Source organism: Pseudoalteromonas sp. Z9A6, assembly GCF_011378805.1.
GTDB classification, from domain to species: Bacteria; Pseudomonadota; Gammaproteobacteria; order Enterobacterales; family Alteromonadaceae; genus Pseudoalteromonas; species Pseudoalteromonas distincta.
Map to the genome: position 1 here is coordinate 114,073 of NZ_WTKZ01000003.1, position 21,228 is coordinate 135,300.

Sequence of the window (21,228 nt, forward strand, 5' to 3'; positions counted from 1 at the left end):
GTCCTCACTTTAAAGTTAAACTATGCGTAATAACTGATCTTGACGCTCGTCAATTTCTTCAGCTGTTTTCATTAATTTCACTTGTAATTCGAATTGGCGCTGGTGGCTTATCATGTCGACCATTTCATGAACAGGGTTCACATTCGACATTTCAAGCGAACCACTTAAAACTTTTACATTGGCAGAGGTATCTACTGTTACATTTGCTTTTGGTCTAAATAAACCATCGTTACCTTTTTCGAGCTGTGAGCTATTTGCTTCAACCACTCTAAGCGTATCTACTTCTTCTAAAAAGTTAGCGGGAGCGCCCTGTGGTCGTACTTGAATAGCGCCATCTTGGCTAAACCCTATTTTTTCGACTGGGACGGGTAAAATAACAGGTCCCCCTTCGCCAATAACTTGACGACCGTGGCTGGTTACGAGCATACCTTGAGCTGTAACGTTCAACGTACCCACTTTTGTGTAAGCTTCATTACCGGAGGCATCTTGCACAGCAAGCCATGCGTTATCGCTCATTGCGATATCTAAGTCGCGCCCGGTTTGAACAATGCCACCCGATACCATGTTTGAACCCGGACGCTCTTGCATTGAAAATACACGTGTAGGCAAACCTTCGCCAAACGCTTGCATAGAACGCGCCTGCGCAAAGTCGGCTTTAAATCCTGTTGTATTTGCATTCGCCAAATTATTGGCTTTAAGCGCAAGCCCTTGTAGGCTTTGCTTAGCGCCAGAGGCCGCAATGTAGACCATTTTGTCCATAGTATCGACTCACATAAAAAATCTCTGAACTTATAAATGCAAAATAGGTGCCAGATTAAATTTGACGCAACATTGAGAGGTATTTAGAAGGGCTTACAAAGAGGACTTATAAAAAAGGCTGCAAAAATGCAGCCTAATATATTCAATGGGGTTTAACTTATCGAATCTGCAAAATACTTTGCTGAATTGTTGAGTTAACTTCAAGCGCACGTGAGTTTGCTTGGTAATTACGCTGTGCAGTAATTAAGTCTACAAGCTCGTTTGTAAGATTAGTATTTGATTGCTCAAGCGCTGATGAATTGATCGATCCTAAAGTACCTGATCCTGGTTCGCCTGCAATTGGATCACCCGATGTTAAACTTTTTTTCCACGCAGTATCGCCAACTTGCTGTAAGCCTTGTGAGTTAGAAAAACGAACCATAGCGACTTGACCTAAAAAAGTTGAGTCACCATTACTGTAAGATGCAACTACTTTACCATCAGTACCAATATCAATACCGGCTAAACGGCCAACAGTAGCGCCGTCTTGTTCAAGCGCTTTTACTTCAAAGTTACCTGCATACTGAGTGGGAACTTTATTACTGGTTCCCGCTTCATCACGCCAACTGACTGACACATCATCAGGAAAACTTGCACCATTAGTCAAAAGAGAAGTCAAACCTGTAGTCGCATCAGAAGATAAGTCTATATCATCAAAAGTTGTAGCCGGTAATGTTACATTAGGCAAACCTGCTGATGTAAATTCAAAAGTATCTATAGGAGTATGTGAACCTGCGACTGTTTCAACTCCATCTGTCCCAAAATTTTTCCCGTCTAAAGTTCCATAAACTTGCCATTGATTTGGTGTTGTCGTTGGGTCTTGCTTTACAAAGAAAAGCTGTAAAACATGTGGCTCACCTAATGAGTCATAAACTGTAGTTGATGTAGAACTATTATAAGAAGCACTCGTACTTGAATCAAAAGGAGTTACTGTAGGTTGAGTTTCTCGTGAATCTAAGTTGAATGATGAGTACACTTTACTTGTTGCGCGAGGAGAACCAGACGAATCCGGTATCTGTAATGGTGATGAAGTACTCAAACTTACTGATGTAGTGGCACCTGTAGCTTCATCAACAGGGAAACCTTGTAAAAAATTACCTTTGGCATCTACTACAAAATTATCTTCATTTAATTTGAATGCACCTGCACGAGTATAAGAAAAATCTTGAGAACCTAAGTCTTCACTCATCGCGAAATAACCTTCACCAGTGATCGCTAAATCAAGTGAGTTATTTGTAAATTGCAGTGAGCCTTGATGAAACTGCTGTGCAACCATAGCGGTTTGAACACCATCACCATTTTTAGTCTTACCAGAGCTAAATACTGATGAAGCGTAAACATCGGCAAACTCAGCGCGCGACTCTTTAAAACCTGTTGTATTTACGTTTGCAATATTATTTGCAGTTACGTCTAAATCTTTTTGTGCGGCAGCTAGGCCGGTTAATGCAATATTGAAGCTCATAATTCACCTCTAACCTGTTAATCTGTGGCCTGCTGGCAGGCAAGAAATATTAAATTTGTTACGCGATTTCTGCAATGTCGGTTAACCTAACCGCACCTTCTTTGGTGTTCACAATGATGCCGCTTGAACCGTTAATGTTTACACTTTCAATATTTTTGAAAGTTGCAATAGGCAAGCTAGAAAACTGGCCATTGGTGCTACCTTGTGCCGATAACGTGTATTCCCCTTCAGGTAAACGCTCACCGCTTTCATTATTACCATCCCAAGCGAAGCGAACAGCGCCCGCAGGCTGAGAACCCATATCAATTGTTCTCACTAGCTGTCCTGAAGCATCAGTTACACTAAGTGTTAAGCTTTCAACTGCACTTTCAGCAACGATAGACCCTTTAGCATCACCTGATTCATTTAAATCAACAGTATTAGACTCTAGTAAAGCCTGCTTGCCAACAAGCGTTGAAGCTTGCAGGGCTGAGTTTGATGTCATCGAAGTAGCCAGCGTATCAAAATTTGAATTCAAATCACTGATACCTTGCGCCATCGTAAAGCTAGTCATTTGCGCAATCATTTGATCGTTATCCGCAGGGTTACTGGGATCTTGATACGATAATTGCTGAGTTAACAAAGAGAAAAAGTCTTCTTGTGTTAACGTATCACTCTCATTGTCGCTGGTCGCTACTTGCTTTTCTTGCCAGCGTATAGAGTCTAAATAGGATGAAGATGTACTAATATCGTTACTCATAACCTACCCTCGGTTACCGCTGCCCTAGCAACAGTGTTTTACTTAGCATTTGCTTTGCTGCATCAGCAACTTGCACGTTTGTTTGGTAAGAGCGAGAGGCAGAAATCATATTTGCCATCTCCTCTACAACATTAACGTTGGGTTTATAGATATAGCCATTTTCATCCGCACTTGGATGGTTTGGGTTATATTCAATTTGTAATGGTGCATCGCTTTCAACAATGCCCAAAACTTTAACACCAACTGCGGAGCCCTGCTGGTTACTTACTGATGCTGAAGCCTTTGTCAGCTCAGCCGCAAATACAGGTTGGCGCGCTCGGTACGTTTTGTCTTGAGATGAACTAATGGTATTAGCATTAGAAATATTACTAGCTGTAGTATTTAAGCGAACGTTTTGTGCGCTCATACCCGAACCTGCAATATCAAAAACATTATATAAACTCATAATTTTTATCCTTGACTACCGAGAGCTTTATTCAGACCTTTGAATCTGCCGCTTAAAAATTGCAAGCTGGCCTGATACTCCATAGCATTCTGTGTATACAAGTTTCGTTCCACTTGTATATCAACCGAGTTACCATCTCCTGTATCTGATTGATTTGGTAAGCGAAATGATTCAGAATTGCCCATACTATGAGTACCTCCACTAATGTGTTTATCGTTAGTTCTTACCATGGTATTGCCGCTTTGCTGGGTTGACCTTGCCGCTTTTAATGCCGAGGCAAAGTCTATATCTTTTGCTTTATAGCCAGGCGTATCAGCGTTAGCTATATTAGTTGCAATTAATTCTGCTCGCTGTGAACGGATCAACATGGCTTGCGGATGCACACCTAATGCTTTATCAAAACTGATAGCCATAACCTTCTCCAAAAAATTGACTTACCCATGGATAAAGCAAAAAATAAGCCATTTATAATAAGGAGAGTTATATTTTTATAAGGCCATGTATCTAAATAGAAAAAAGACGCTGAGTGCGTCGTTTTAGGGAAAGGAATTAGCTTAATTATTTCTTTTGGTAAATAATACCAGGGGTGCATCTAACCATATCAAACTCAGTACTTAGGCCAGTTAGGGACTCTGACGCTCCTAAAAATAAGTACCCTTTTGGGTTTAATGCTTGTGCAAACTGGTTAATAATTTTAGCTTTTATTTCAGGCGCAAAATAAATAAGTACATTACGGCAAAAAATAATATCAAACTTGCCCATTAACGCGTACGAATCAAGCAAATTTAAATGCCTAAAACTAACTTGTTTTTTTATTGTATCGTTTACTTGTGCCATACCGTTGCCGCTATCTTTAAAAAACTTTTTACGACGTTCTGCCGATAAGCCTCTGGCAAGTGCAAGCGCGTCGTATTCTGCATTTTTACACATATCAAGCATGGTATTAGATATATCTGTACCAATAATTTGCGCTCCCATACGTAGCACGCCAGGTTGCTTAGCTTGAAACTCGGCAACCGACATAGCAATCGAGTAGGGTTCTTGCCCTGATGAGCTGGCAGCAGACCAAATTTTTAATGGTCTTCTTAACTCTTTAAACTCAGGGAATAATTTATTTTGAAGTAATTCAAATGGGTATTGATCTCTAAACCACAAAGTTTCGTTGGTGGTCATTGCATCAACTACAGCGGCTCTTAATTGCCGCTCATGAAGGCCAAGTGTTTTACTTACTAATTGTGATAAAGATTCCACATTAAATCGAGCCATGAGTGGAGCAAGTCGACTTTTAACTAAGTATTGCTTGTTTTCACCTAAAACAATACCGCATTGCTGCTCTAAAAACGAACGAAACTGGTCGTATTCACTTTGCTGCAAATCTTTATTATTCAAATCAATAACACCTATTTTTATTGGTCACTATGGACCCATTTTTTAACCGCAGTTGCTAACTCATCAGGGTTAAATTTGGCGATAAAGTCGTCAGCACCTACTTTTTCTATCATTGCTTGGTTAAACACACCACTCAATGATGTATGTAAAATAACATGTAATGGTGCAAGCTTAGGATCTGCTTTTATTTCAGCTGTTAATGTATAACCGTCCATTTCTGGCATTTCAACATCAGAAATAAGTAATGCAACTCGCTCAGTAATGTCATTTTTACAATCAAGTTCTGCTATTTCTTTAAGCCTAATTAAAGCTTCTTTACCATTTTTAGCAAGCTCTGTTTGCACGCCTAACGGCTCTAGGGCACGTTTAACTTGGTTACGCGCAACAGCGGAGTCGTCTGCAATAAATACGATACGCTCGCCTAAGTCTTTTTGAATGTCGCCACTTTGTGCAACTTCAGCACTTACTTCTGTATTTACTGGGCAAATTTCGTTGAGAATTTTTTCTACGTCTAAAATTTCTACTAATTCATTCTCGATTTCGGTCACGGCTGTTAAATATGAATAACGCCCGGCACCTGATGGCGGTGGCATTATTTTTTCCCAATTCATATTTACAATACGCTCAACCCCGCCCACTAAAAAGCCTTGAACCGAGCGGTTGTACTCAGCAATGATGATAAAACTGTCTTTAATATTTTCTATTGGGCGCCCACCTACAGCCATAGACAAGTCGATTACTGAGATAGTTTGACCACGAATATGAGCAACACCACGAATATAAGCATTCGATTTTGGCATACTTGTAAGTGGAGGACATTGCAGTACTTCTCTCACTTTAAATACATTAATGCCAAAACGCTGACGCCCTCTGAGCTTAAATAAAAGTAATTCTAGGCGGTTCTGCCCAACCAACTGTGTGCGTTGGTTTACTGAGTCTAAAATGCCTGCCATTCAAATCTCCTAAAGAAAACAAATAATGCGGAACGATAATTGCTTTCTATTAATAAAGCTACATAACATCGCGGGAGCGTCTACTTTTTGACGCAAAATATTTATACCCTGTTTGAAACCATAAGCATAGTCGAAACATTATGAGTTTGTTAAAAAAAGTCAGAAGATACAGTGTTTTTTATTTTGTTGCTAGCCTCTGCTTTGCATTCCCTTTGCAGGCCAAAGTATTTAGCAAAGATTTATTACAAGAGATGGCTGTTGCTTATATAACTGAGCAGATTGGTATATTAAAAAATACTAATATGCAATTAAGTGCACTGCCTTTAGATAGTCGCATTCCTGATCGTATTTGTAATTCTGACCTTGAATTATCAACTTCCGATGAACCACCATTTAACCGCCAAGTAACTTTACAAGCTAAATGTAATGATGCTCAAACATGGGCTCAATATGTCCATGTAAGAGTTGTTGAAATGGCGCCTGTTGTTGTAGCAATTGCTAACTTAGCTCGTGGTGAGGTAATAACTAAATCGCATTTGAGTGTTGAAATGAAACCAACTCACTTTGTAAGAGTGCAATATTTAGATGATCCCACAATTTTAATAGGTAGCAGAAGTAAACGAAATATTAGAAGCGGGATGCCCGTTTTACTAAACCAAATTTGTATGGTTTGTAAGGGGGATTCTGTTAATATTTACGCAAACCTCAGAGGCCTTAGAATTAAAACAACAGGTATTGCATTAGAAGACGGTACTTTGGGCGATCAAATACAAATTAAAAACAAAAAGTCAGGTAAAATTTTAAATGCGCGAGTAGATGGTGTAGAGTCTGTTCAAGTAAATATTTAATTTAGATTTATACTAAAGTATCCTACGTATATGCCGATAACTTGGCATAAGTTGGGTAATATACGGGTTTATTATTATGGTTAATCAAGTTAATGGCAGTAATCAACAAGCTAATGCGCTTACAAATGCAAAGCAGCAACAAGTTGATTTAAAAAAAGATAATGCTAATACACAAGCTGCTCAGGCTCCTTCGCCTAAAGCTGCTAGTGATTCTGTAAGTTTAACGCCGCAGGCACAGCAATTAAAAACGCTTCAAGATAAAGCGCAGCAATCGCCTGGCTTTGACAGCGATAAAGTTGCTGAGCTAAAAAAAGCAATAACTGAAGGTAAATACCAAGTGGATAGTGAAAAGCTTGCTAAAAACTTAGCTGATTTTGAGTTTAACGTGTATGGCTGATCATAATAGTTTAATTAGCGTAAAACTAAACCAACAAGTAAGTTGTTTAGATTCTTTGCATACGCTATTAAACGACGAGCTTACTGCTATTGCCTCACGACGTGGTGCTGGTTTAAAAGAAATTGCCCAACAAAAAATGTCTTTTTTAACTAAGTTAAGCACTCTTGATAAAGAGCTAAGTAAGCTAATTGCTAGTAACGACTCACAAAATCCTGAAATATCTGAGCTAATAAGCCAAGTTAAAACTCAACTGGCACAATGCCAAAAACAAAATAACGTTAATGCTCATGCTGCCCGCCAAGCGCAACTAAGTGTTAAACAATTAAAAGAGATATTAATTGGCGCACCAACGTCAATGACCTACGATCAAGCCGGTAAATCTGTAAATACCGAGAGTAAACTGGTTCGTAACTTAAAAGCTTAAGCCCCAAATTTTACATTAAAAAAGCCTTATTGACTTATCAATAAGGCTTTTTTAATGTCCTTTATTCTTAAATTTAGTTATAAATAATACCAATTCACTTAATTATGTAAGCCCCCCCTTAATAAATAATTAGGGGGGCTTTATTGGTATTAAATATCCGTTTGATTATTACTACTTTCAATTAAGTGTTTAATCATTTCCTCCGATTGATTTTGTACATCAACTGCAGGTGCTGCTGTATCAATGCTTCCCCGCTTTGGGCTGGGGTATAAGCAATTGCAGAGCCTTCGTCTTCAACCAGTGTATTTAGCGCTATAAGCTGCTCTGCATCTTCGTTAATGATTACATCATCAATATTAAGCGGCTCCGCCGAACTCATTTGCACCGTTTGCTCAGGTGTTGATAGACCACTCAAGTTACCTAAATCTATCGTTTCAGTGCTTAATATGTTGTTGCTTGAAAGCAGATAAAACCTTTGTTATTGAACGATCTAAAATAAGTGGCAATAAAATACATCTGTTGAGCACTACGCAATCTGCTTAAAAATTAATCCTAACAACAGCATAGCACTCAATATAAGAGGATGAGATATTTTGAATAACTTTTTTAGTAGTACGTTACTTTTTTAACTTCGCGTGGTTTTACTTCACCTATGTATAAATCGTGCACACGCTTCATGTTGAGCTCAAGCTCGGTTACATAGGTATCATCAACAGCATACGTTTTTATAATTTGCGCACCTTTAATGAGCCCCTGCACTTTACTTTCTAAGTAATCGTCTTGAGCAATTGAACCTTCCACCGTTGTTCCTGCGGTAATTTTTTGCCCATATACTTGTTCAGTAAGCTCGCGGTAAGCCTCAAGCTTAGAAGCTTTAATTGCCATAAGTTGCTTTTGCGACGCGTTAGCGCCTTTTTGTAAGCTAATAGGTGCATACCCTATCGCTTTTAAAACTGGGTAATTATTTGGCTCTACATATTTATATTCAACATGCTTATCAAAAACGCTGCTACAACCACCTAAGGTTAAACACCCAAGTGTAATAAGTAATGAAATCGCTCGCATAGCATCTAGCCCTTGTATAGTAATTAGCAGTACATATGCACGTTTAATGCCATTTATAGTATTACCAAATAACATTGGTACAGTCCTTGCTCTACCTAGTTAATAGCTAACGTTTAATTGGAGTAAAAGTATGAAGTCGTTTTTATCATTGGCATTTGCAGGGTTAAGTGTAACGGCATTATTAACTTTCTCCCCTTTTACTAAAGCCCAGTGGTATGAATCAACAGGCCATGCGAACGTTCAAAATGGTGATACGAGCGCTGCTAAATCTGCTGCTATAAAAGATGCGATTACACAGGCGTTAGTGTTCTCTGGGGCACGGGTTAGCTCTGTGCAAACCTTGGTAGATGGCGTGTTAATGCAAGATCAGCTAAAAATTAGCAGCCACGGCGAAATTCAAAAAATTGAACTGATCAGCGAAAATAAATACGACAACAAATTTGCCATTACATTACGACTAGATATTTTTTCTCAAACAGAGCAATGCCCGCAAAATAGCTTTAATAAATTTGTGGCCGTTACGCAAAGCCAACTTGTTCATCGTGAACACGCTAAAATGGGTCAAATATTTGACGTAAGCAAAGCGATTAGCAAAAATATTTTTACCTCACTGCAAAAGTCAAAAATGAGCGCAGTACCTATTGCTTACTATAATAATGCAATAAGCGTTGATAAGTACTTTTCGCAGCAGCACGACTATTCAAATGCTCAATTAGAAGAAATTTCCTCACGTAGTAATGCTCAATATGTCCTGCTTAGCCAAATAACCAGCCTTTCGACTAGTGACAAACTCAATAACGATTATGCATTTTGGCAGGACGAGGCGTATGAGCGCAGTTACAACATTGAGTTTGCACTATTTGATGGCACTACCTATGAGCAGCTTTGGCAAAATAGTTACCATACTCAAGCAATTTGGCCATTTGAAAAAACAACCATAGTGGATGTTAATAGTGATAGGTTTTGGCAATCACCTTATGGGCAAAGCATAACCGATATCAACCAATCAGTGAGTTATGATATTCAAGCAGCCATGGCATGCCTACCTACACAAGGTAAAATAATGCATATGGAAAATAGCAAAATCGTTATTAACTTGGGTAAAGCTCATGGGTTAAAAAAAGGCCAAATGCTAAGCATTGCGCACCATAACTATTTAACCGACGCGGCAGGTAATGTTATGCCGCACACCATCACCACGCTTAATAAAATTCGTGTAGAGCAGCTTTATCAGCAAACCGCAGTAGCAGTCAGTATTGATGAAAAACCGCTACCTGGCGTGCAAATTAACGATGTAGTAGAAATAATCAGCCAAGATCTTTAGAGTTTTTTACTCAATTTAGCTTTTAAATTAGGGTGAGCCGATAACCACTCGCCCAATTGTTCTACACCAGATAAATGCGGATAATGCTTTCTGCATGCAAACACCACATTACGCTGCTGATTAGGGAATATAGGCAAGTAATCAATCCCTACACGGTCGGTACATGCCAACTTTGGTACAAATGTAATACCGTCATCCATGGCCACTAACGCTAATAATGTTTCTAAACTATTACCTTTATACTGGTTAGATACATCTACCCCTGCGGAAAAACAAAACTTTTGGGCTTGATCTTTAAAGCAATGACCATCACTTAACATTAATAGGCTGCATCCTTGAAGATCGCTCAGCGCGACTTTTTTATGCTTAGAAAGCGCGTTATCGTGTGATACCGCCACTAAAAAATCTTCTTTGTATAAAGCAACCGTATGGTAATTAATAAGCTCTGGCACATCGGCTAGAATAGCAAAGTCGAGTTCACCCTTGTTTAAAGCTTCTAAAATTGTTGCTGTTTGCATCTCAATAAACGAAAACTGGCTATCAATAAATGCCGCTTTCATTGATGTTAATAACGCAGGCAACAAGTAAGGCGCAATGGTAGGGATAATACCAATAGTTAATTTACCTTGTAGAGGCTCGTTAGAAGTAGCAGCAAGTTCTTTGAGTATTTGCGTTTGTTCTAAAATAATTTCTATTTGCGTCAACAAACGTTCACCTTTTGCTGTTAAGGTGACTTGCTTGGTTGAGCGATCAAACAAAGTAACGCCAAGCTCATTTTCGAGTTTTTTTACTTGGCCACTTAATGTAGGCTGGCTAACAAAACATGCATCGGCAGCTTTGCGAAAATGCTTATATTGCGCTATTGCTTTTACATATTCAAAATCTTTTAAGTTCATATTCAGCTCTACGTGATAGTTTATAACTATCAGTTTAATACAAACAAACGATTGGAACTATATTTAATTATTCACCATAATGGCTATCAACAAATCAAGAGGAACAAAAACTATGTTAAACAATATCGAAGGTCAAACGATCCCAAGTGTTACATTTGCAACTCGTCAAAATAACGATTGGAAATCAGTAACAACAGATGACATTTTTAAAGGTAAAACTGTTGTAGTTTTTTCACTACCAGGTGCATTCACACCAACATGTTCATCAACTCACTTACCACGTTACAACGAATTAGCAGGCGTACTTAAGCAAAACGGCGTTGACGAAATTGTATGTTTATCAGTAAACGATACCTTTGTAATGAACGCATGGGCTGAACATCAAGAAGCGCAAAACATTACTTTACTACCAGACGGTAACGGCGAATTTACTGACGGCATGGGCATGTTAGTAGACAAAAACGACCTAGGTTTTGGTAAGCGCAGCTGGAGATACTCTATGCTTGTAAAAGATGGCGTGATTGACAAAATGTTCATCGAACCAGATTTACCAGGTGACCCGTTTGAAGTATCTGACGCAGACACAATGCTTGATTACATCAACCCTAAGCAAGCTAAACCAGAGCCAATAACTGTATTTACTAAACCTGGTTGTCCGTTCTGTTCAAAAGCTAAAGCGCTTCTTACAGAAAAAGGCTTTGCATTTGAAGAAATTGTTATGGGCTCAGGCGCATCACTAACAAGCCTTAAAGCAGTATCTGGCCGTGAAACCGTTCCACAAGTATTTATTGGCGGTAAGCACATTGGTGGCTCAGACGATTTAGAAAAATACTTTGCTTAATTAGGGGCTGTTGATCTTTGTAGTACATATATCAATCAGCCTAATAATTTTGCTCAATTAGTAAATATAAATAGGGGCACTGGTTGCCCCTATTTTATAAGGAAAAAATAATGAAAGAATTGCAAACCGACGTTGTTGTTATTGGTGCGGGTACTGCGGGTTTAAGTGCTTATCGTAATGCTAAACAATTTACAAATAACGTACTTATGATCGAATCAGGCCCTTACGGCACTACCTGCGCACGAGTTGGTTGCATGCCGAGTAAATTATTAATTGCAGCTGCTGAAGCTGCGCACTCAATCACAATGGCACCTGCATTTGGTGTACACAGCTCTGCACCACGTATTAATGGTAAAGAAGTGATGGCACGCGTTAAAAGCGAACGCGACCGCTTTGCCGGATTTGTAGTAGAAGCTGTAGATGAGCTTCCAAGCGATGACAAAATTCGTGGCTATGCTAAATTTTTAGACGCAAACCGCATACAAATAGATGATCACACCATAATTACTGCTAAACGCTTTGTTATAGCAACCGGCTCACGCCCTTCATACCCTGGCGTATTTAATAATTTTGGCGACAAATTAATTATAAACGACGACGTATTTGACTGGGACGACCTTCCAGAATCGGTAGCCGTATTTGGCCCAGGTGTTATAGGCCTTGAAATTGGCCAAGCACTGCACCGTTTAGGCGTTAAAGTAAAATTATTTGGTGTTGGTGGTGCAATTGGCCCCCTTACCGACCCAGTAGTAAAAGACTACGCAAACACCGTATTTGCCGAAGAATTTTTTGTTGATACCGACTCAAACGTATCCGACATGATGCAAGTAAACAGCAAAGCGCAGCTTACTTACACCGACAAACAAGGTGCTAAACACACCGAGCAATTTGACTACGTACTTGCCGCAACGGGGCGCGTACCAAACACAGATAAACTCGGCTTAGAAAACACCGGTATTGAACTCGATGAGCGCGGCGTACCTCACGCAGACACGCACACAATGCAATGTGGTGAATCAAACATATTTATAGCAGGCGATGCAAGTAACATGCTACCACTGCTACACGAAGCATCTGACCAAGGTGCTATTGCAGGTCAAAATGCAGGGCGCTTCCCAGATGTACGTATAGGTCTGCGCAGAGCTAAAATTGCAGCTGTATTTAGCGACCCACAAATAGCAATGGTAGGCGAAAGCTACAAGCAAATTACTGACCGATTAGGCCCATGCGGTTGTTTTGAAGTAGGCGAAGTAAGCTTTGAAAACCAAGGCCGCAGCCGCGTAATGCTTAAAAACAAAGGCCACATGCGTGTTTACGCAGAGCAAGGCACAGGGTTATTTTTAGGGGCAGAGTTTATCGGCCCACAAGCCGAGCATTTAGCTCACCTACTAGCATGGGCGGTACAAAACAAAATGACCGTACCACAAATGTTAGAAATGCCTTATTACCACCCAGTGATCGAAGAAGGGCTACGCACAGCGCTGCGCGACCTAAACGCCAAACTTAAATTTGGCCCAGACATTGTAAATTCATGTATGGAATGTGGCCCAGGTGCATAAGCTTAGGACTTAGGGCTTAGGGCTTAGGGCTAAATAAAAATAATCAGCGAGTAAATTTATTTATTCGCTTTTTTATGCTCAACTTAAAGTGAGTGACAGCCAATCGATAATGCAAAATAGTGATATTAATTGATAACATACTTTTTCGTTGGGTTTCGCTGCGCTCAAGCCAACCTACGTATAAGCCACTCCGCCTGCGCGACAAAAACTTGAATAAGGTTTTTTATATCACGACCTAGCTTTAACTTAGTGCTGTAATATTTATTCGACTGAAGTGATAAATTGAATTAGATGTTTAAAATACAGAAGTATTAATAATCTTTTTTGAAAATGAATGCCTGAGTTAGCACTGCTACATATGTGCTAGATGAAGTTTGAATTTCAAAGCACCAACCTCGTAACTAATTGATTTTATTGGTAGCCCCTGCAAGAATCGAACTTGCAACTGCCCCTTAGGAGGGGGCCGTTATATCCATTTAACTAAGAGGCCACAAATAAGCTGTGTGCTTAGAGGTGTGAATTATAACGGCATCTGGTTTTTTATATCAAGCGACAACTGAACTTAATTGCTTGATAAGTATATATCTTCTTTATTTAGTACATAAATTGGGATTAGTTTTCGACTACTTGCGACGATTTTTTTTGTATGCGCGTTAATTACACGTGTATTTACAACAACAGCCTCATGGCGATAAATTAATGTACCCGCTAATACATGGCTCGCCATTTGCTCTTCACTAAGCTTTTCAATATCACGTGAAAAAGCAAAATCACCACGGCTATTTACATCTATTGTTTGGGTTGTTTTAAAATCAACCACGCCATAACCAAACTTTTGTAACTGATGAATTAACGTCTCAGATATTTGATTACCCAATTGATTGCTTTTAGTAAGCGATGAATCAAGATCGACCAAGGTAGTAACGGCAATATTAATATTGGTGTCGGTATCACTTTCAAATTCAAGCGTATCAACCAAATCAAGTGCCATTTGCTCTACATAGTTAGCAAGTGTTTTATGGTGCTTAAGTGGTGTGAACTGCTGAGATGGATCGTATTCAACTTGCGATTGTATTGCTTGATTACTATAAGCAATATTAAGCTGATCATTACCACCGTTTACTGTGTAATCTGTTCGTGTTGTGTTTTCGTTATGCTCATTATTATGCGTCATTGAGCAGCCTGTTAACCCAATTAAAGTAGTAAATCCAACGATAGTAATTAGTATATACGACATAGTTAGCCTCACTTGCTTGCTTGCTTAAGCATTATGCCATCAGTGCGGTAGTTACTATTAAGTGCATCAACAACTGACTGCGGAATAAAACCTTGCGCAGTGCCTACTACGGCTTTGCTTTGCAGCCCAATAATACGTGCATTTACAAGGACTCCTCCTTGACTACTCACTAATGTGCCAGCGAGTACGTATTTAAAGTTTTGATCTTGGTTAAGCTCTAAATAATCTCGACTAAATACAAAGTCTCCTTCAGGTGTAACACGCATGTAGTCGGTTGTTTTAAAGTCAATAACGGGTATGCCAAAATTATGTAGCTCGTGCATAAAGCTTTCTGATATTTGATTACCCAGTAAACTACTGTCATTAAAATCATCATCTAAAAATACAAAGCTTGAAACAGCTAATGGTGTTTTTCCATTAACATATTGCAGATTTTCAACCATGTCTTGCATTATCCCGCGTACATAATGGTTTATGTTCTTTCGCATTGGCGGAGTCGGCTTAGTATGACTATTTTTTTGAGCAAAGTCCGATTGAAATAAACGGTCATTGGATACTGGATCTGCAACATCACGCTGATTATTAACGAGTTGCGTTGTTTGGTTATTATTTTGAACCTGGGTCTCATCCGTACCTGTATTCATACCATTTAGTATATGCGAACAGCCAAAGCCCAAAGGTAAACAGAGGGTAATTAATAGATTTCTCATTTTGTGCTCCTGGTTAGTATTCGCTGCGGTATAAGTAGCCATCGCGTTGCTGTATTTTTTCATTGCCCCACATTACATTAATTGGGATCTCTGTACTGCCGGCAGACAAAACTTGTTTATTATTAATATTTATCAAACGTGCATTTACAATATAAGCGTGTTGCTGACGGGTCACTGTGCCGGTAATAATTAAGTCAATATTCTGACGAGCGCGTAATTTATTTAAATCACGACTGAGTATACTGTCGGCATGTTCTGATAAGTTTAAGTTGTTTCCCAATCTATACTCAACGGTGTTATATCCCAGTTGGGTCATTTGAGTTAAAAGACTTTCTTGGATCTGTTGGCTTAAACCAAAACCTTGCTCTGTCATTAGTTTTGAGTCGATCTTATCGGCAAGAAAAAAGCTACTTACACCAATACGTGCATTTCTACTTAGCGGCCCTTGAAGATTATTAAGTTGGGCTGTTAAGTTATTAACGTATTCGCTTACTGTGTAGGCTGCCATAGCTGCTTTGGGAGCATTAGTACTGACACTCGGCTCGGGTTGAGGCGTTAAACTACAAGCTGCTAGGTTTACAAATAATAAGGGCAATAACAGGCGCATAGTTGCCATCCTCTTTTAAATATATAAGAGTTAAAGCAATTATTATGCCTAAAGATCACTGTTTGTAAGGTTGTTGAACATAATAGCTAACAAAACATGCTACTTGTTGCTTTATAAGAGCTAAACAATCATTTTTCGCATCCGCTGAATTGCTATAAGCACCTAACTTCAATCGATAAAAAGTTGTGTTATTAACACTTACGGTTTCTACATTTATCTCAGTGGATAAGATGATATTTTGTGGTATTTTTTTTTGAAATTCGCTGAGCTTCTTTTGCAATGCATTTTTATTTTTAAAAGCGGCAATTTGCAAAGCAAACAATGCCGAATCGGTTTTTAATATACTTTCGTTATTAACTACATCATTTACACGAGTATTTAGAACATCAGACTCATTTAGTTGTTTTAGGTTAGTAGCAAGCTGCGTTAATTTATTTTCTAACTTGAGTAGCTGCTCTACTTTTGGTTGAGAGCTTTCCCATTGTGCCGCAGAGCTTTTGAGCAGCTCCAAATCAGACTTTTCAATAAGAATCGGGCGGGGTTGCTTGAGCCATTTTAACTTGTTGAGATGAGTTACATGCAGATAAAACAAGTACACCCATTAGCATCATGCATTCTAAGCTCCGTTTTAAAAGCATTTTCCTTCCCTGAAATGACGTTGTTTTATGGGGTCATATACCCCTAAACGCATTTAATTATGAAGGGTGTATTTTATGGATAAACAGATTTTAAGCAAGTTTCTATTTTAACTACAGCTTTACTGGCTTATCAGTGTAGTTACTTACTATGCAATCGAGTTTGTACAGTTTGAATACGTCACAGTCTGCTTTTGCATTTTTAAAGTTTTGGTAAGAGCCAAGTTTCAGCCTGTAAAACATTTTGTCGTTTATTTTGGCGGTTTCTACGTTAGTCAATATTTTGTCTCTAAACAACGGTGCTGCTTTAGTATTTAGCTCTTGCCATGCTTTAGCCACACCTTGCTCTGAGTCAACCGAAGCTACCTGTAAAGCAAATACATGTTTAGGTTTATTTAATTTTACAGTTTGTTTTTTATTACTGTAATTTTGTTTAACTTGTTGGCGTGATTTAACATTACGTGTGTTTCGTGGTGAGCGTACAGACTTGCTGCTATACCCTTGATTAGACTGCGCAATAGCTTTGCTGTTTATAATATCGATATGATTTACGAGGTAAGTTATTTCTTTTTCTAATCTTAAAATTCGCTCTATGCCTTCACGAGCTTGTTGCCACTGCATTGCGGCATCTTTTAGCTGTGCAAGTTCAAGGGCTGTAATTAATACGTAGTCAGGCGAGTTACTTTGAGGTTGTTCATCAATGGTTTTTATTTCAGGCGAGACGCTGCATGCTGTACCAAATAAAAGCATTAGCAAGCTAAGTAAAAGCCTAATGTTATTTTTTTTATATATAAACATGTATTAGTTGTCCTGAAAGCAGTGTTTTTACACTACATTTCAGTTAAACATTCTCACAAGAAAGCGTTTAACTTTATTTAAGCTGTGAGCTATAAAACTTAGCTCTTCGCATGCTTGTCAGTGTTTCGTAAAACACAACGTTGCATACTCCATCCCTTCCTTGAGAGCATTATTTAATACAAATTCAATGCCAATTAACACAAACTTTACAACATAAATAACAATATGTCTGTAATGACTTAAAAACTTTTATTTTAGAGCTATTCCTTTTCTTATTTTATTCTAGGGCCTGTTGACCTTTCAGGATTAAAATTTGTTCAATCTAGGGGCTATTTAATCGCGGCGCGAGGTTTGTAACCTAGTGGGCTCGATAACTGCTCCTGCGTTATTCTAATGGCTTACATCCATGTAAGAATAAGTAAAAACCGAGTAACAAAGAGTAAATTGCCCCGGGGCAGAACCCTTCGGGCAGCGCATGTTTGGCATCTATGCTACGTTATCGCCTATTTATGGGGAATAACCACACTACATAGGCTCTGCCTTGCCTAAATACCAAACAGCCTGCTGCAAATTTAACCTCGAAAGATAAACAGGCCCTAACAAAACTCATAAAAAAGGCGCCGATATAGGCGCCTTTTATGATTTACATTAACTGTTAAATCAGTTTTTTAATAAATGACTTTAATTCATCAGCAAATTCATCGCGACGAAGTGCAAATTCAATAGTCGCTTTTAAATAACCAATTTTACTTCCACAATCGTGGCTACGGCCTTTTATAGCGTATGCATCTACTTTTTCGTGTTCCATTAACATCGCAATTGCGTCAGTTAATTGAATTTCATTGCCTGCTCCTTGCGGAGTTTTTGCAAGTAACGGCCATATGTTTTCGCTTAATACGTATCGACCCACTACAGCTAAGTTAGATGGCGCTTCGTCTACTAGCGGTTTTTCTACCATGTTAAATATTGGCGAGCTTTCACCTTGTTTTAAGTCAACATCGCCTAAATCAACCACACCAAACTTATCTACTTCATCCATTGGTACTGGCTCAACCATTATTTGGCTATGCTTGTTTTGCTCAAAATTAGCGATCATTTCTGCTAAGTTATCTTTTTTAAGATCGCTCTCTACATCATCAATAATTACATCAGGTAGAATAACTACAAACGGTTCGTTACCAATAATAGGCGCAGCACAACTAATAGCATGGCCTAAGCCTTTTGCTTCACCTTGGCGTACGTGAATAATGGTTACGTCTTTAGGGCAGATTGCTTGCACTTCGGCAAGTAGTTGCCGCTTTACACGCTTTTCTAAAGTAGCTTCTAGTTCAAAGCTCGTATCGAAGTGATTTTCGATTGAATTTTTACTTGAGTGAGTTACTAACACTATTTCTTTAATGCCTGCAGCAACGGCTTCGTTTACTACATATTGAATTAAAGGACGGTCTACCACTGGCAGCATTTCTTTAGGAATTGCTTTAGTGGCTGGTAACATACGAGTACCAAGGCCTGCTACTGGGATCACTGCTTTCATTTTATGTTTTCCTTAATCTTTTATTATACTGAAAATGGATATTGAATCGCTTCATGGCATTGATAGCCTGTTACTTCAAAGTCGTCTCGTGTTACCCACGTTTCTATGTCTTTTAATGATTTAATTTCTGGATTAATCTTTAACTGAGGTGAATCAAATGGCTCACGCGTTAACTGCACGTCTCGCATCAGTTCAAGTTGGTTTTCGTAAATATGTGCATTAGCAATTTTATGATACGCCTTACCCGCTTTGTGGCCGGTAATTTGAGCCACTAACGCAAGCAACACAAAACACTGAATTTGATTAAAATTAAGGCCAAGTGGCACATCACAGCTTCGCTGGTATGACGTTAAATATAGCGTATCACCAAGTAAGGAGAAAGTGTGTGTATGCATACACGGGCGCAGGCAACCAAGCTCAAACTCACCTGGATTATAAAACGTGATTATTTCACCACGGTCATCAATGCCATTTTTTAAGTTATTAATAACTTTGGAAAGCTGATCAAGCGTTGAGCCATCTGGTCGTTGCCAACCACGACCTTGTACGCCGTAAACACGCCCCATGTCATCCTCACCTTTACGGTTAGGATTATTAAGCCATGCATTGTTATCGTTTGCGTTAGCATCCCACGTTTTACAGCCAATTTCACGAAATTGCGCAGCGCTGTCGTACCCGCGTAAATAGCCTAGCAATTCAGCAATCGCGGCTTTGTAATAACTTTTGCGTGTAGTGATCATCGGAAACTGATTATTAGCCACATCGTATTCTAAATCAGCATTGATAACGGTTAAACAACGCGTACCTGTACGTTTGTTTTCGACCCACTGCCCTTCGTCAACAATACGCTGACATAATTCTAAATATTGTTTCATGCTTTTCTTATTATGCCTTAGCTGGTGTAACGTGTTGTGGTTTCTTATATGCCCAAATTAATAAGCCTAAACCACCCACTATCATAGGAAGTGAAAGTATTTGCCCCATTGAAATAAAGTCGGCAAATAAACCTAGTTGTGCATCAGGTTGGCGGAAATATTCAATACAGAATCTAAACACGCCGTAACCTAATAAAAACACTCCGGCTACACTGCCTGCTGGGCGCGGTTTTTTAATAAACCATTGCAGGATTAAAAACAGCACTAAGCCTTCAAAAAATGCTTCGTATAATTGCGATGGGTGACGCGCAAGCGGACCGCCCGTTGGAAATACCATTGCCCATGGCACGTCGGTAACTCGACCCCATAATTCACCATTTATAAAGTTACCAATACGTCCAGCTAAAAGCCCTACTGGAACCAGTGGAGCAACAAAATCGCCCACTTGAAGAAGCGACTTTTTACGCGTCCACGAAAAAATTGCGACGGCGGTTATAACGCCAAGTGTTCCACCATGGAACGACATACCACCCTGATCTATCCTAAATAAATACAGTGGGTTTTCTATAAAATAACTAAACTGGTAAAACAATACGTAGCCAATACGCCCACCTAGTATTACCCCTAACATGCCGTAAAACAGTAAATCGCTTACTTGGTCTTTAGTCCAACCCGAATTTGGCTTTGACGCTTGACGATTAGCAAACCACATCGCAAATGCAAAACCTATTAAGTACATTAAGCCATACCAACGTACGCTTAGCGGTCCAACAGAAAAAATAATTGGATCAATTTGAGGAAACTCAAGTGCCATAAAAAATAAACCTTTAGCTAAAAACCATTTTAATTGCGATAACTACAAGCAGCACCGCGAAAACTTTCTTAATTGTATTAACAGGTAAATAGTGAGTTGCTTTGGCGCCAATGGGCGCAACAAACCACGAGGTAATAACAATCCCAAATAATGCAGGTAAATAAACAAACCCGGCAAAACCATGCTCTAAATCGGTAACATGCCAGCCTGCGCTGATGTAACCAATAGAGCCAAATAATGCAATAACAATTCCGCACGCTGCCGCGCAGCCAATTGCTTTTTTTATATCAACCGAAAAATAATTAAGCATCGGTACTATTAAAGCACCACCGCCAATACCAATTAAACCTGATAATCCGCCCATTATTGCAGAAAACCCACCTAAAATAGGACCTGACGGTAACGGTTTATCTGACATCGGTTTATTACGCGCGGATAGCACCATTCTTGCTGCAATAAATACAACACTTATAGCAAATACTGTACGTAATATTTGTTCAGGGATTAAACTTGCTGCAAAGCCACTAATAAGTGCACCTAAAGCCACACCCGACATAACCCATGGGGCAATATCCCAAGGCACGTTATCATTTTTATGATGAGCCAGCGCTGAAGACGTTGAAGTAAATAAAATAGAAGCGAGTGAGGTTGCAATAGCAATTACTAATACATGATCAGCCGACGTTACATTAAATGAGAGTAGCAGAGTGCTTAGTACTGGAACGATAATTAAACCGCCACCAATGCCTAGTAATCCAGCTAAAAACCCAACAATACAGCCTAGTAGTGCGCAGCTTGCGACTAACAAACCTAAGTCATACATAGTAATCTCAAATACCCTTTTAAGGTTTATATATTAAAGGATTATAAAACTAATA

General features: G+C 39.1%; 25 protein-coding genes and 1 tRNA gene. 6 read left to right on the plus strand and 20 right to left on the minus strand.

Annotation, left to right across the window (positions count from 1 at the left end; genetic code table 11):
• Positions 1 to 15: 15 nt before the first annotated feature.
• The 7 genes from GQR53_RS02080 to GQR53_RS02110 all read right to left on the minus strand — a co-directional run bounded on the left by GQR53_RS02080 (position 16) and on the right by GQR53_RS02110 (position 5,786).
• Positions 16 to 759 carry a flagellar basal body rod protein FlgF gene (locus GQR53_RS02080; protein ID WP_165742727.1) on the minus strand — a complete coding sequence of 248 codons (744 nt, stop codon included), beginning with the start codon at positions 757 to 759 and terminating at the stop codon, positions 16 to 18.
• A 157-nt stretch (positions 760 to 916) separates the two neighbouring features.
• Positions 917 to 2,260 (minus strand): flagellar hook protein FlgE, encoded by a 1,344-nt coding sequence (gene flgE, locus GQR53_RS02085; protein ID WP_165742728.1) that lies wholly within the window; start codon positions 2,258 to 2,260, stop codon positions 917 to 919.
• Between the two features lie 58 nt (positions 2,261 to 2,318).
• Complete coding sequence (locus GQR53_RS02090) at positions 2,319 to 2,999, minus strand: flagellar hook assembly protein FlgD (RefSeq protein WP_165742729.1); 681 nt, start codon at positions 2,997 to 2,999, stop codon at positions 2,319 to 2,321.
• Positions 3,000 to 3,012: 13 nt separating this feature from the next.
• Positions 3,013 to 3,444, minus strand: a complete 432-nt coding sequence (gene flgC / locus GQR53_RS02095) for a flagellar basal body rod protein FlgC (RefSeq protein ID WP_002959429.1) — start codon at positions 3,442 to 3,444, stop codon at positions 3,013 to 3,015.
• Between the two features lie 5 nt (positions 3,445 to 3,449).
• Positions 3,450 to 3,857, minus strand: a complete 408-nt coding sequence (flgB, locus tag GQR53_RS02100) for a flagellar basal body rod protein FlgB (protein ID WP_165723551.1) — start codon at positions 3,855 to 3,857, stop codon at positions 3,450 to 3,452.
• Positions 3,858 to 4,002: 145 nt separating this feature from the next.
• A complete protein-coding gene (locus GQR53_RS02105) occupies positions 4,003 to 4,833 on the minus strand; it encodes a protein-glutamate O-methyltransferase CheR (RefSeq protein WP_165742730.1) in 831 nt (276 codons plus the stop codon).
• 17 nt (positions 4,834 to 4,850) lie between these two features.
• Positions 4,851 to 5,786 (minus strand): chemotaxis protein CheV, encoded by a 936-nt coding sequence (locus GQR53_RS02110; RefSeq protein WP_010553244.1) that lies wholly within the window; start codon positions 5,784 to 5,786, stop codon positions 4,851 to 4,853.
• A 140-nt stretch (positions 5,787 to 5,926) separates the two neighbouring features.
• Between GQR53_RS02110 and flgA the strand changes: the two genes are divergently transcribed.
• From flgA to GQR53_RS02125, 3 genes are all read left to right on the plus strand, one after another.
• Positions 5,927 to 6,634: a flagellar basal body P-ring formation chaperone FlgA gene (gene flgA / locus GQR53_RS02115; protein WP_024606232.1), complete on the plus strand. Its 708-nt coding sequence runs from the start codon at positions 5,927 to 5,929 to the stop codon at positions 6,632 to 6,634.
• 76 nt (positions 6,635 to 6,710) lie between these two features.
• Entirely contained in the window at positions 6,711 to 7,031 is a 321-nt protein-coding gene (flgM, locus tag GQR53_RS02120) for a flagellar biosynthesis anti-sigma factor FlgM (protein WP_002959436.1), read from the plus strand.
• On the plus strand, positions 7,024 to 7,455 hold the full coding sequence (locus GQR53_RS02125; RefSeq protein ID WP_024595784.1) for a flagellar protein FlgN: 432 nt from the start codon (positions 7,024 to 7,026) through the stop codon (positions 7,453 to 7,455). The genes flgM and GQR53_RS02125 overlap by 8 nt, the downstream gene beginning before the upstream one ends.
• A 193-nt stretch (positions 7,456 to 7,648) precedes the next feature.
• Here the strand turns inward: GQR53_RS02125 and GQR53_RS02130 are convergent, their stop codons facing one another.
• Both GQR53_RS02130 and GQR53_RS02135 read right to left on the minus strand, forming a co-directional pair.
• On the minus strand, positions 7,649 to 7,870 hold the full coding sequence (locus GQR53_RS02130; protein ID WP_165723555.1) for a hypothetical protein: 222 nt from the start codon (positions 7,868 to 7,870) through the stop codon (positions 7,649 to 7,651).
• Between the two features lie 191 nt (positions 7,871 to 8,061).
• On the minus strand, positions 8,062 to 8,520 hold the full coding sequence (locus GQR53_RS02135) for an LPP20 family lipoprotein (RefSeq protein WP_008168853.1): 459 nt from the start codon (positions 8,518 to 8,520) through the stop codon (positions 8,062 to 8,064).
• A 130-nt stretch (positions 8,521 to 8,650) separates the two neighbouring features.
• Between GQR53_RS02135 and GQR53_RS02140 the strand changes: the two genes are divergently transcribed.
• Positions 8,651 to 9,844, plus strand: a complete 1,194-nt coding sequence (locus tag GQR53_RS02140; protein WP_165742731.1) for a flagellar assembly protein FlgT — start codon at positions 8,651 to 8,653, stop codon at positions 9,842 to 9,844.
• Here GQR53_RS02140 and GQR53_RS02145 read toward each other — a convergent pair.
• Positions 9,841 to 10,740, minus strand: coding sequence for a LysR substrate-binding domain-containing protein (locus GQR53_RS02145; protein ID WP_010553232.1), 900 nt, complete (start codon positions 10,738 to 10,740; stop codon positions 9,841 to 9,843). The genes GQR53_RS02140 and GQR53_RS02145 overlap by 4 nt on opposite strands.
• 112 nt (positions 10,741 to 10,852) lie before the next feature.
• On the opposite strand from GQR53_RS02145, the gene GQR53_RS02150 reads away from it, so the two are divergent.
• Together GQR53_RS02150 and GQR53_RS02155 are read left to right on the plus strand one after the other, a co-directional pair.
• Positions 10,853 to 11,581 (plus strand): glutathione peroxidase, encoded by a 729-nt coding sequence (locus tag GQR53_RS02150; protein WP_165742732.1) that lies wholly within the window; start codon positions 10,853 to 10,855, stop codon positions 11,579 to 11,581.
• A 110-nt stretch (positions 11,582 to 11,691) separates the two neighbouring features.
• Positions 11,692 to 13,140: a dihydrolipoyl dehydrogenase gene (locus tag GQR53_RS02155; protein ID WP_165742733.1), complete on the plus strand. Its 1,449-nt coding sequence runs from the start codon at positions 11,692 to 11,694 to the stop codon at positions 13,138 to 13,140.
• Between the two features lie 415 nt (positions 13,141 to 13,555).
• Here the strand turns inward: GQR53_RS02155 and GQR53_RS02160 are convergent.
• From GQR53_RS02160 to GQR53_RS02205, 10 genes are all read right to left on the minus strand, one after another.
• A tRNA-Arg gene (locus GQR53_RS02160) sits at positions 13,556 to 13,630 on the minus strand.
• Positions 13,631 to 13,702: 72 nt separating this feature from the next.
• Positions 13,703 to 14,377: a FlgO family outer membrane protein gene (locus GQR53_RS02165; protein ID WP_165742734.1), complete on the minus strand. Its 675-nt coding sequence runs from the start codon at positions 14,375 to 14,377 to the stop codon at positions 13,703 to 13,705.
• 8 nt (positions 14,378 to 14,385) lie between these two features.
• Positions 14,386 to 15,087, minus strand: coding sequence for a FlgO family outer membrane protein (locus tag GQR53_RS02170; protein ID WP_010553226.1), 702 nt, complete (start codon positions 15,085 to 15,087; stop codon positions 14,386 to 14,388).
• A 13-nt stretch (positions 15,088 to 15,100) separates the two neighbouring features.
• Positions 15,101 to 15,694 (minus strand): FlgO family outer membrane protein, encoded by a 594-nt coding sequence (locus GQR53_RS02175; RefSeq protein WP_024606239.1) that lies wholly within the window; start codon positions 15,692 to 15,694, stop codon positions 15,101 to 15,103.
• A gap of 55 nt (positions 15,695 to 15,749) precedes the next feature.
• Complete coding sequence (locus tag GQR53_RS02180) at positions 15,750 to 16,286, minus strand: SPOR domain-containing protein (RefSeq protein WP_165742735.1); 537 nt, start codon at positions 16,284 to 16,286, stop codon at positions 15,750 to 15,752.
• A 157-nt stretch (positions 16,287 to 16,443) separates the two neighbouring features.
• Positions 16,444 to 17,127, minus strand: coding sequence for an SPOR domain-containing protein (locus GQR53_RS02185; RefSeq protein WP_165742736.1), 684 nt, complete (start codon positions 17,125 to 17,127; stop codon positions 16,444 to 16,446).
• A 655-nt stretch (positions 17,128 to 17,782) separates the two neighbouring features.
• Entirely contained in the window at positions 17,783 to 18,661 is an 879-nt protein-coding gene (gene galU, locus GQR53_RS02190) for a UTP--glucose-1-phosphate uridylyltransferase GalU (RefSeq protein ID WP_165742737.1), read from the minus strand.
• Between the two features lie 23 nt (positions 18,662 to 18,684).
• Positions 18,685 to 19,536 carry a thymidylate synthase gene (locus GQR53_RS02195; protein WP_165742738.1) on the minus strand — a complete coding sequence of 284 codons (852 nt, stop codon included), beginning with the start codon at positions 19,534 to 19,536 and terminating at the stop codon, positions 18,685 to 18,687.
• 10 nt (positions 19,537 to 19,546) lie between these two features.
• Positions 19,547 to 20,350: a prolipoprotein diacylglyceryl transferase gene (lgt, locus tag GQR53_RS02200; protein WP_165742739.1), complete on the minus strand. Its 804-nt coding sequence runs from the start codon at positions 20,348 to 20,350 to the stop codon at positions 19,547 to 19,549.
• Positions 20,351 to 20,363: 13 nt separating this feature from the next.
• The gene (locus tag GQR53_RS02205) at positions 20,364 to 21,173 is read right to left on the minus strand and encodes a sulfite exporter TauE/SafE family protein (protein ID WP_165742740.1); all 810 of its coding nucleotides are present in this window, start codon (positions 21,171 to 21,173) and stop codon (positions 20,364 to 20,366) included.
• Between the last annotated feature and the right edge of the window lie 55 nt (positions 21,174 to 21,228).

Excerpts from the sequence above, each read along its gene's own strand:
- GQR53_RS02205 (WP_165742740.1), bottom strand. The coding sequence starts at position 21,173 with ATGTATGACTTAGGTTTGTTAGTCGCAAGCTGCGCACTACTAGGCTGT.
- GQR53_RS02170 (WP_010553226.1), bottom strand. The coding sequence starts at position 15,087 with ATGAGAAATCTATTAATTACCCTCTGTTTACCTTTGGGCTTTGGCTGT.
- GQR53_RS02135 (WP_008168853.1), bottom strand. The coding sequence starts at position 8,520 with ATGCGAGCGATTTCATTACTTATTACACTTGGGTGTTTAACCTTAGGT.
- GQR53_RS02125 (WP_024595784.1), top strand. The coding sequence starts at position 7,024 with ATGGCTGATCATAATAGTTTAATTAGCGTAAAACTAAACCAACAAGTA.
- GQR53_RS02155 (WP_165742733.1), top strand. The coding sequence starts at position 11,692 with ATGAAAGAATTGCAAACCGACGTTGTTGTTATTGGTGCGGGTACTGCG.
- GQR53_RS02150 (WP_165742732.1), top strand. The coding sequence starts at position 10,853 with ATGTTAAACAATATCGAAGGTCAAACGATCCCAAGTGTTACATTTGCA.
- GQR53_RS02165 (WP_165742734.1), bottom strand. The coding sequence starts at position 14,377 with ATGTCGTATATACTAATTACTATCGTTGGATTTACTACTTTAATTGGG.
- GQR53_RS02090 (WP_165742729.1), bottom strand. The coding sequence starts at position 2,999 with ATGAGTAACGATATTAGTACATCTTCATCCTATTTAGACTCTATACGC.
- GQR53_RS02195 (WP_165742738.1), bottom strand. The coding sequence starts at position 19,536 with ATGAAACAATATTTAGAATTATGTCAGCGTATTGTTGACGAAGGGCAG.
- flgC (WP_002959429.1), bottom strand. The coding sequence starts at position 3,444 with ATGAGTTTATATAATGTTTTTGATATTGCAGGTTCGGGTATGAGCGCA.
- GQR53_RS02140 (WP_165742731.1), top strand. The coding sequence starts at position 8,651 with ATGAAGTCGTTTTTATCATTGGCATTTGCAGGGTTAAGTGTAACGGCA.
- flgE (WP_165742728.1), bottom strand. The coding sequence starts at position 2,260 with ATGAGCTTCAATATTGCATTAACCGGCCTAGCTGCCGCACAAAAAGAT.
- GQR53_RS02175 (WP_024606239.1), bottom strand. The coding sequence starts at position 15,694 with ATGCGCCTGTTATTGCCCTTATTATTTGTAAACCTAGCAGCTTGTAGT.
- galU (WP_165742737.1), bottom strand. The coding sequence starts at position 18,661 with ATGAAAGCAGTGATCCCAGTAGCAGGCCTTGGTACTCGTATGTTACCA.
- GQR53_RS02185 (WP_165742736.1), bottom strand. The coding sequence starts at position 17,127 with ATGTTTATATATAAAAAAAATAACATTAGGCTTTTACTTAGCTTGCTA.
- GQR53_RS02080 (WP_165742727.1), bottom strand. The coding sequence starts at position 759 with ATGGACAAAATGGTCTACATTGCGGCCTCTGGCGCTAAGCAAAGCCTA.
- lgt (WP_165742739.1), bottom strand. The coding sequence starts at position 20,350 with ATGGCACTTGAGTTTCCTCAAATTGATCCAATTATTTTTTCTGTTGGA.
- flgB (WP_165723551.1), bottom strand. The coding sequence starts at position 3,857 with ATGGCTATCAGTTTTGATAAAGCATTAGGTGTGCATCCGCAAGCCATG.
- GQR53_RS02145 (WP_010553232.1), bottom strand. The coding sequence starts at position 10,740 with ATGAACTTAAAAGATTTTGAATATGTAAAAGCAATAGCGCAATATAAG.
- flgA (WP_024606232.1), top strand. The coding sequence starts at position 5,927 with ATGAGTTTGTTAAAAAAAGTCAGAAGATACAGTGTTTTTTATTTTGTT.
- flgM (WP_002959436.1), top strand. The coding sequence starts at position 6,711 with ATGGTTAATCAAGTTAATGGCAGTAATCAACAAGCTAATGCGCTTACA.
- GQR53_RS02110 (WP_010553244.1), bottom strand. The coding sequence starts at position 5,786 with ATGGCAGGCATTTTAGACTCAGTAAACCAACGCACACAGTTGGTTGGG.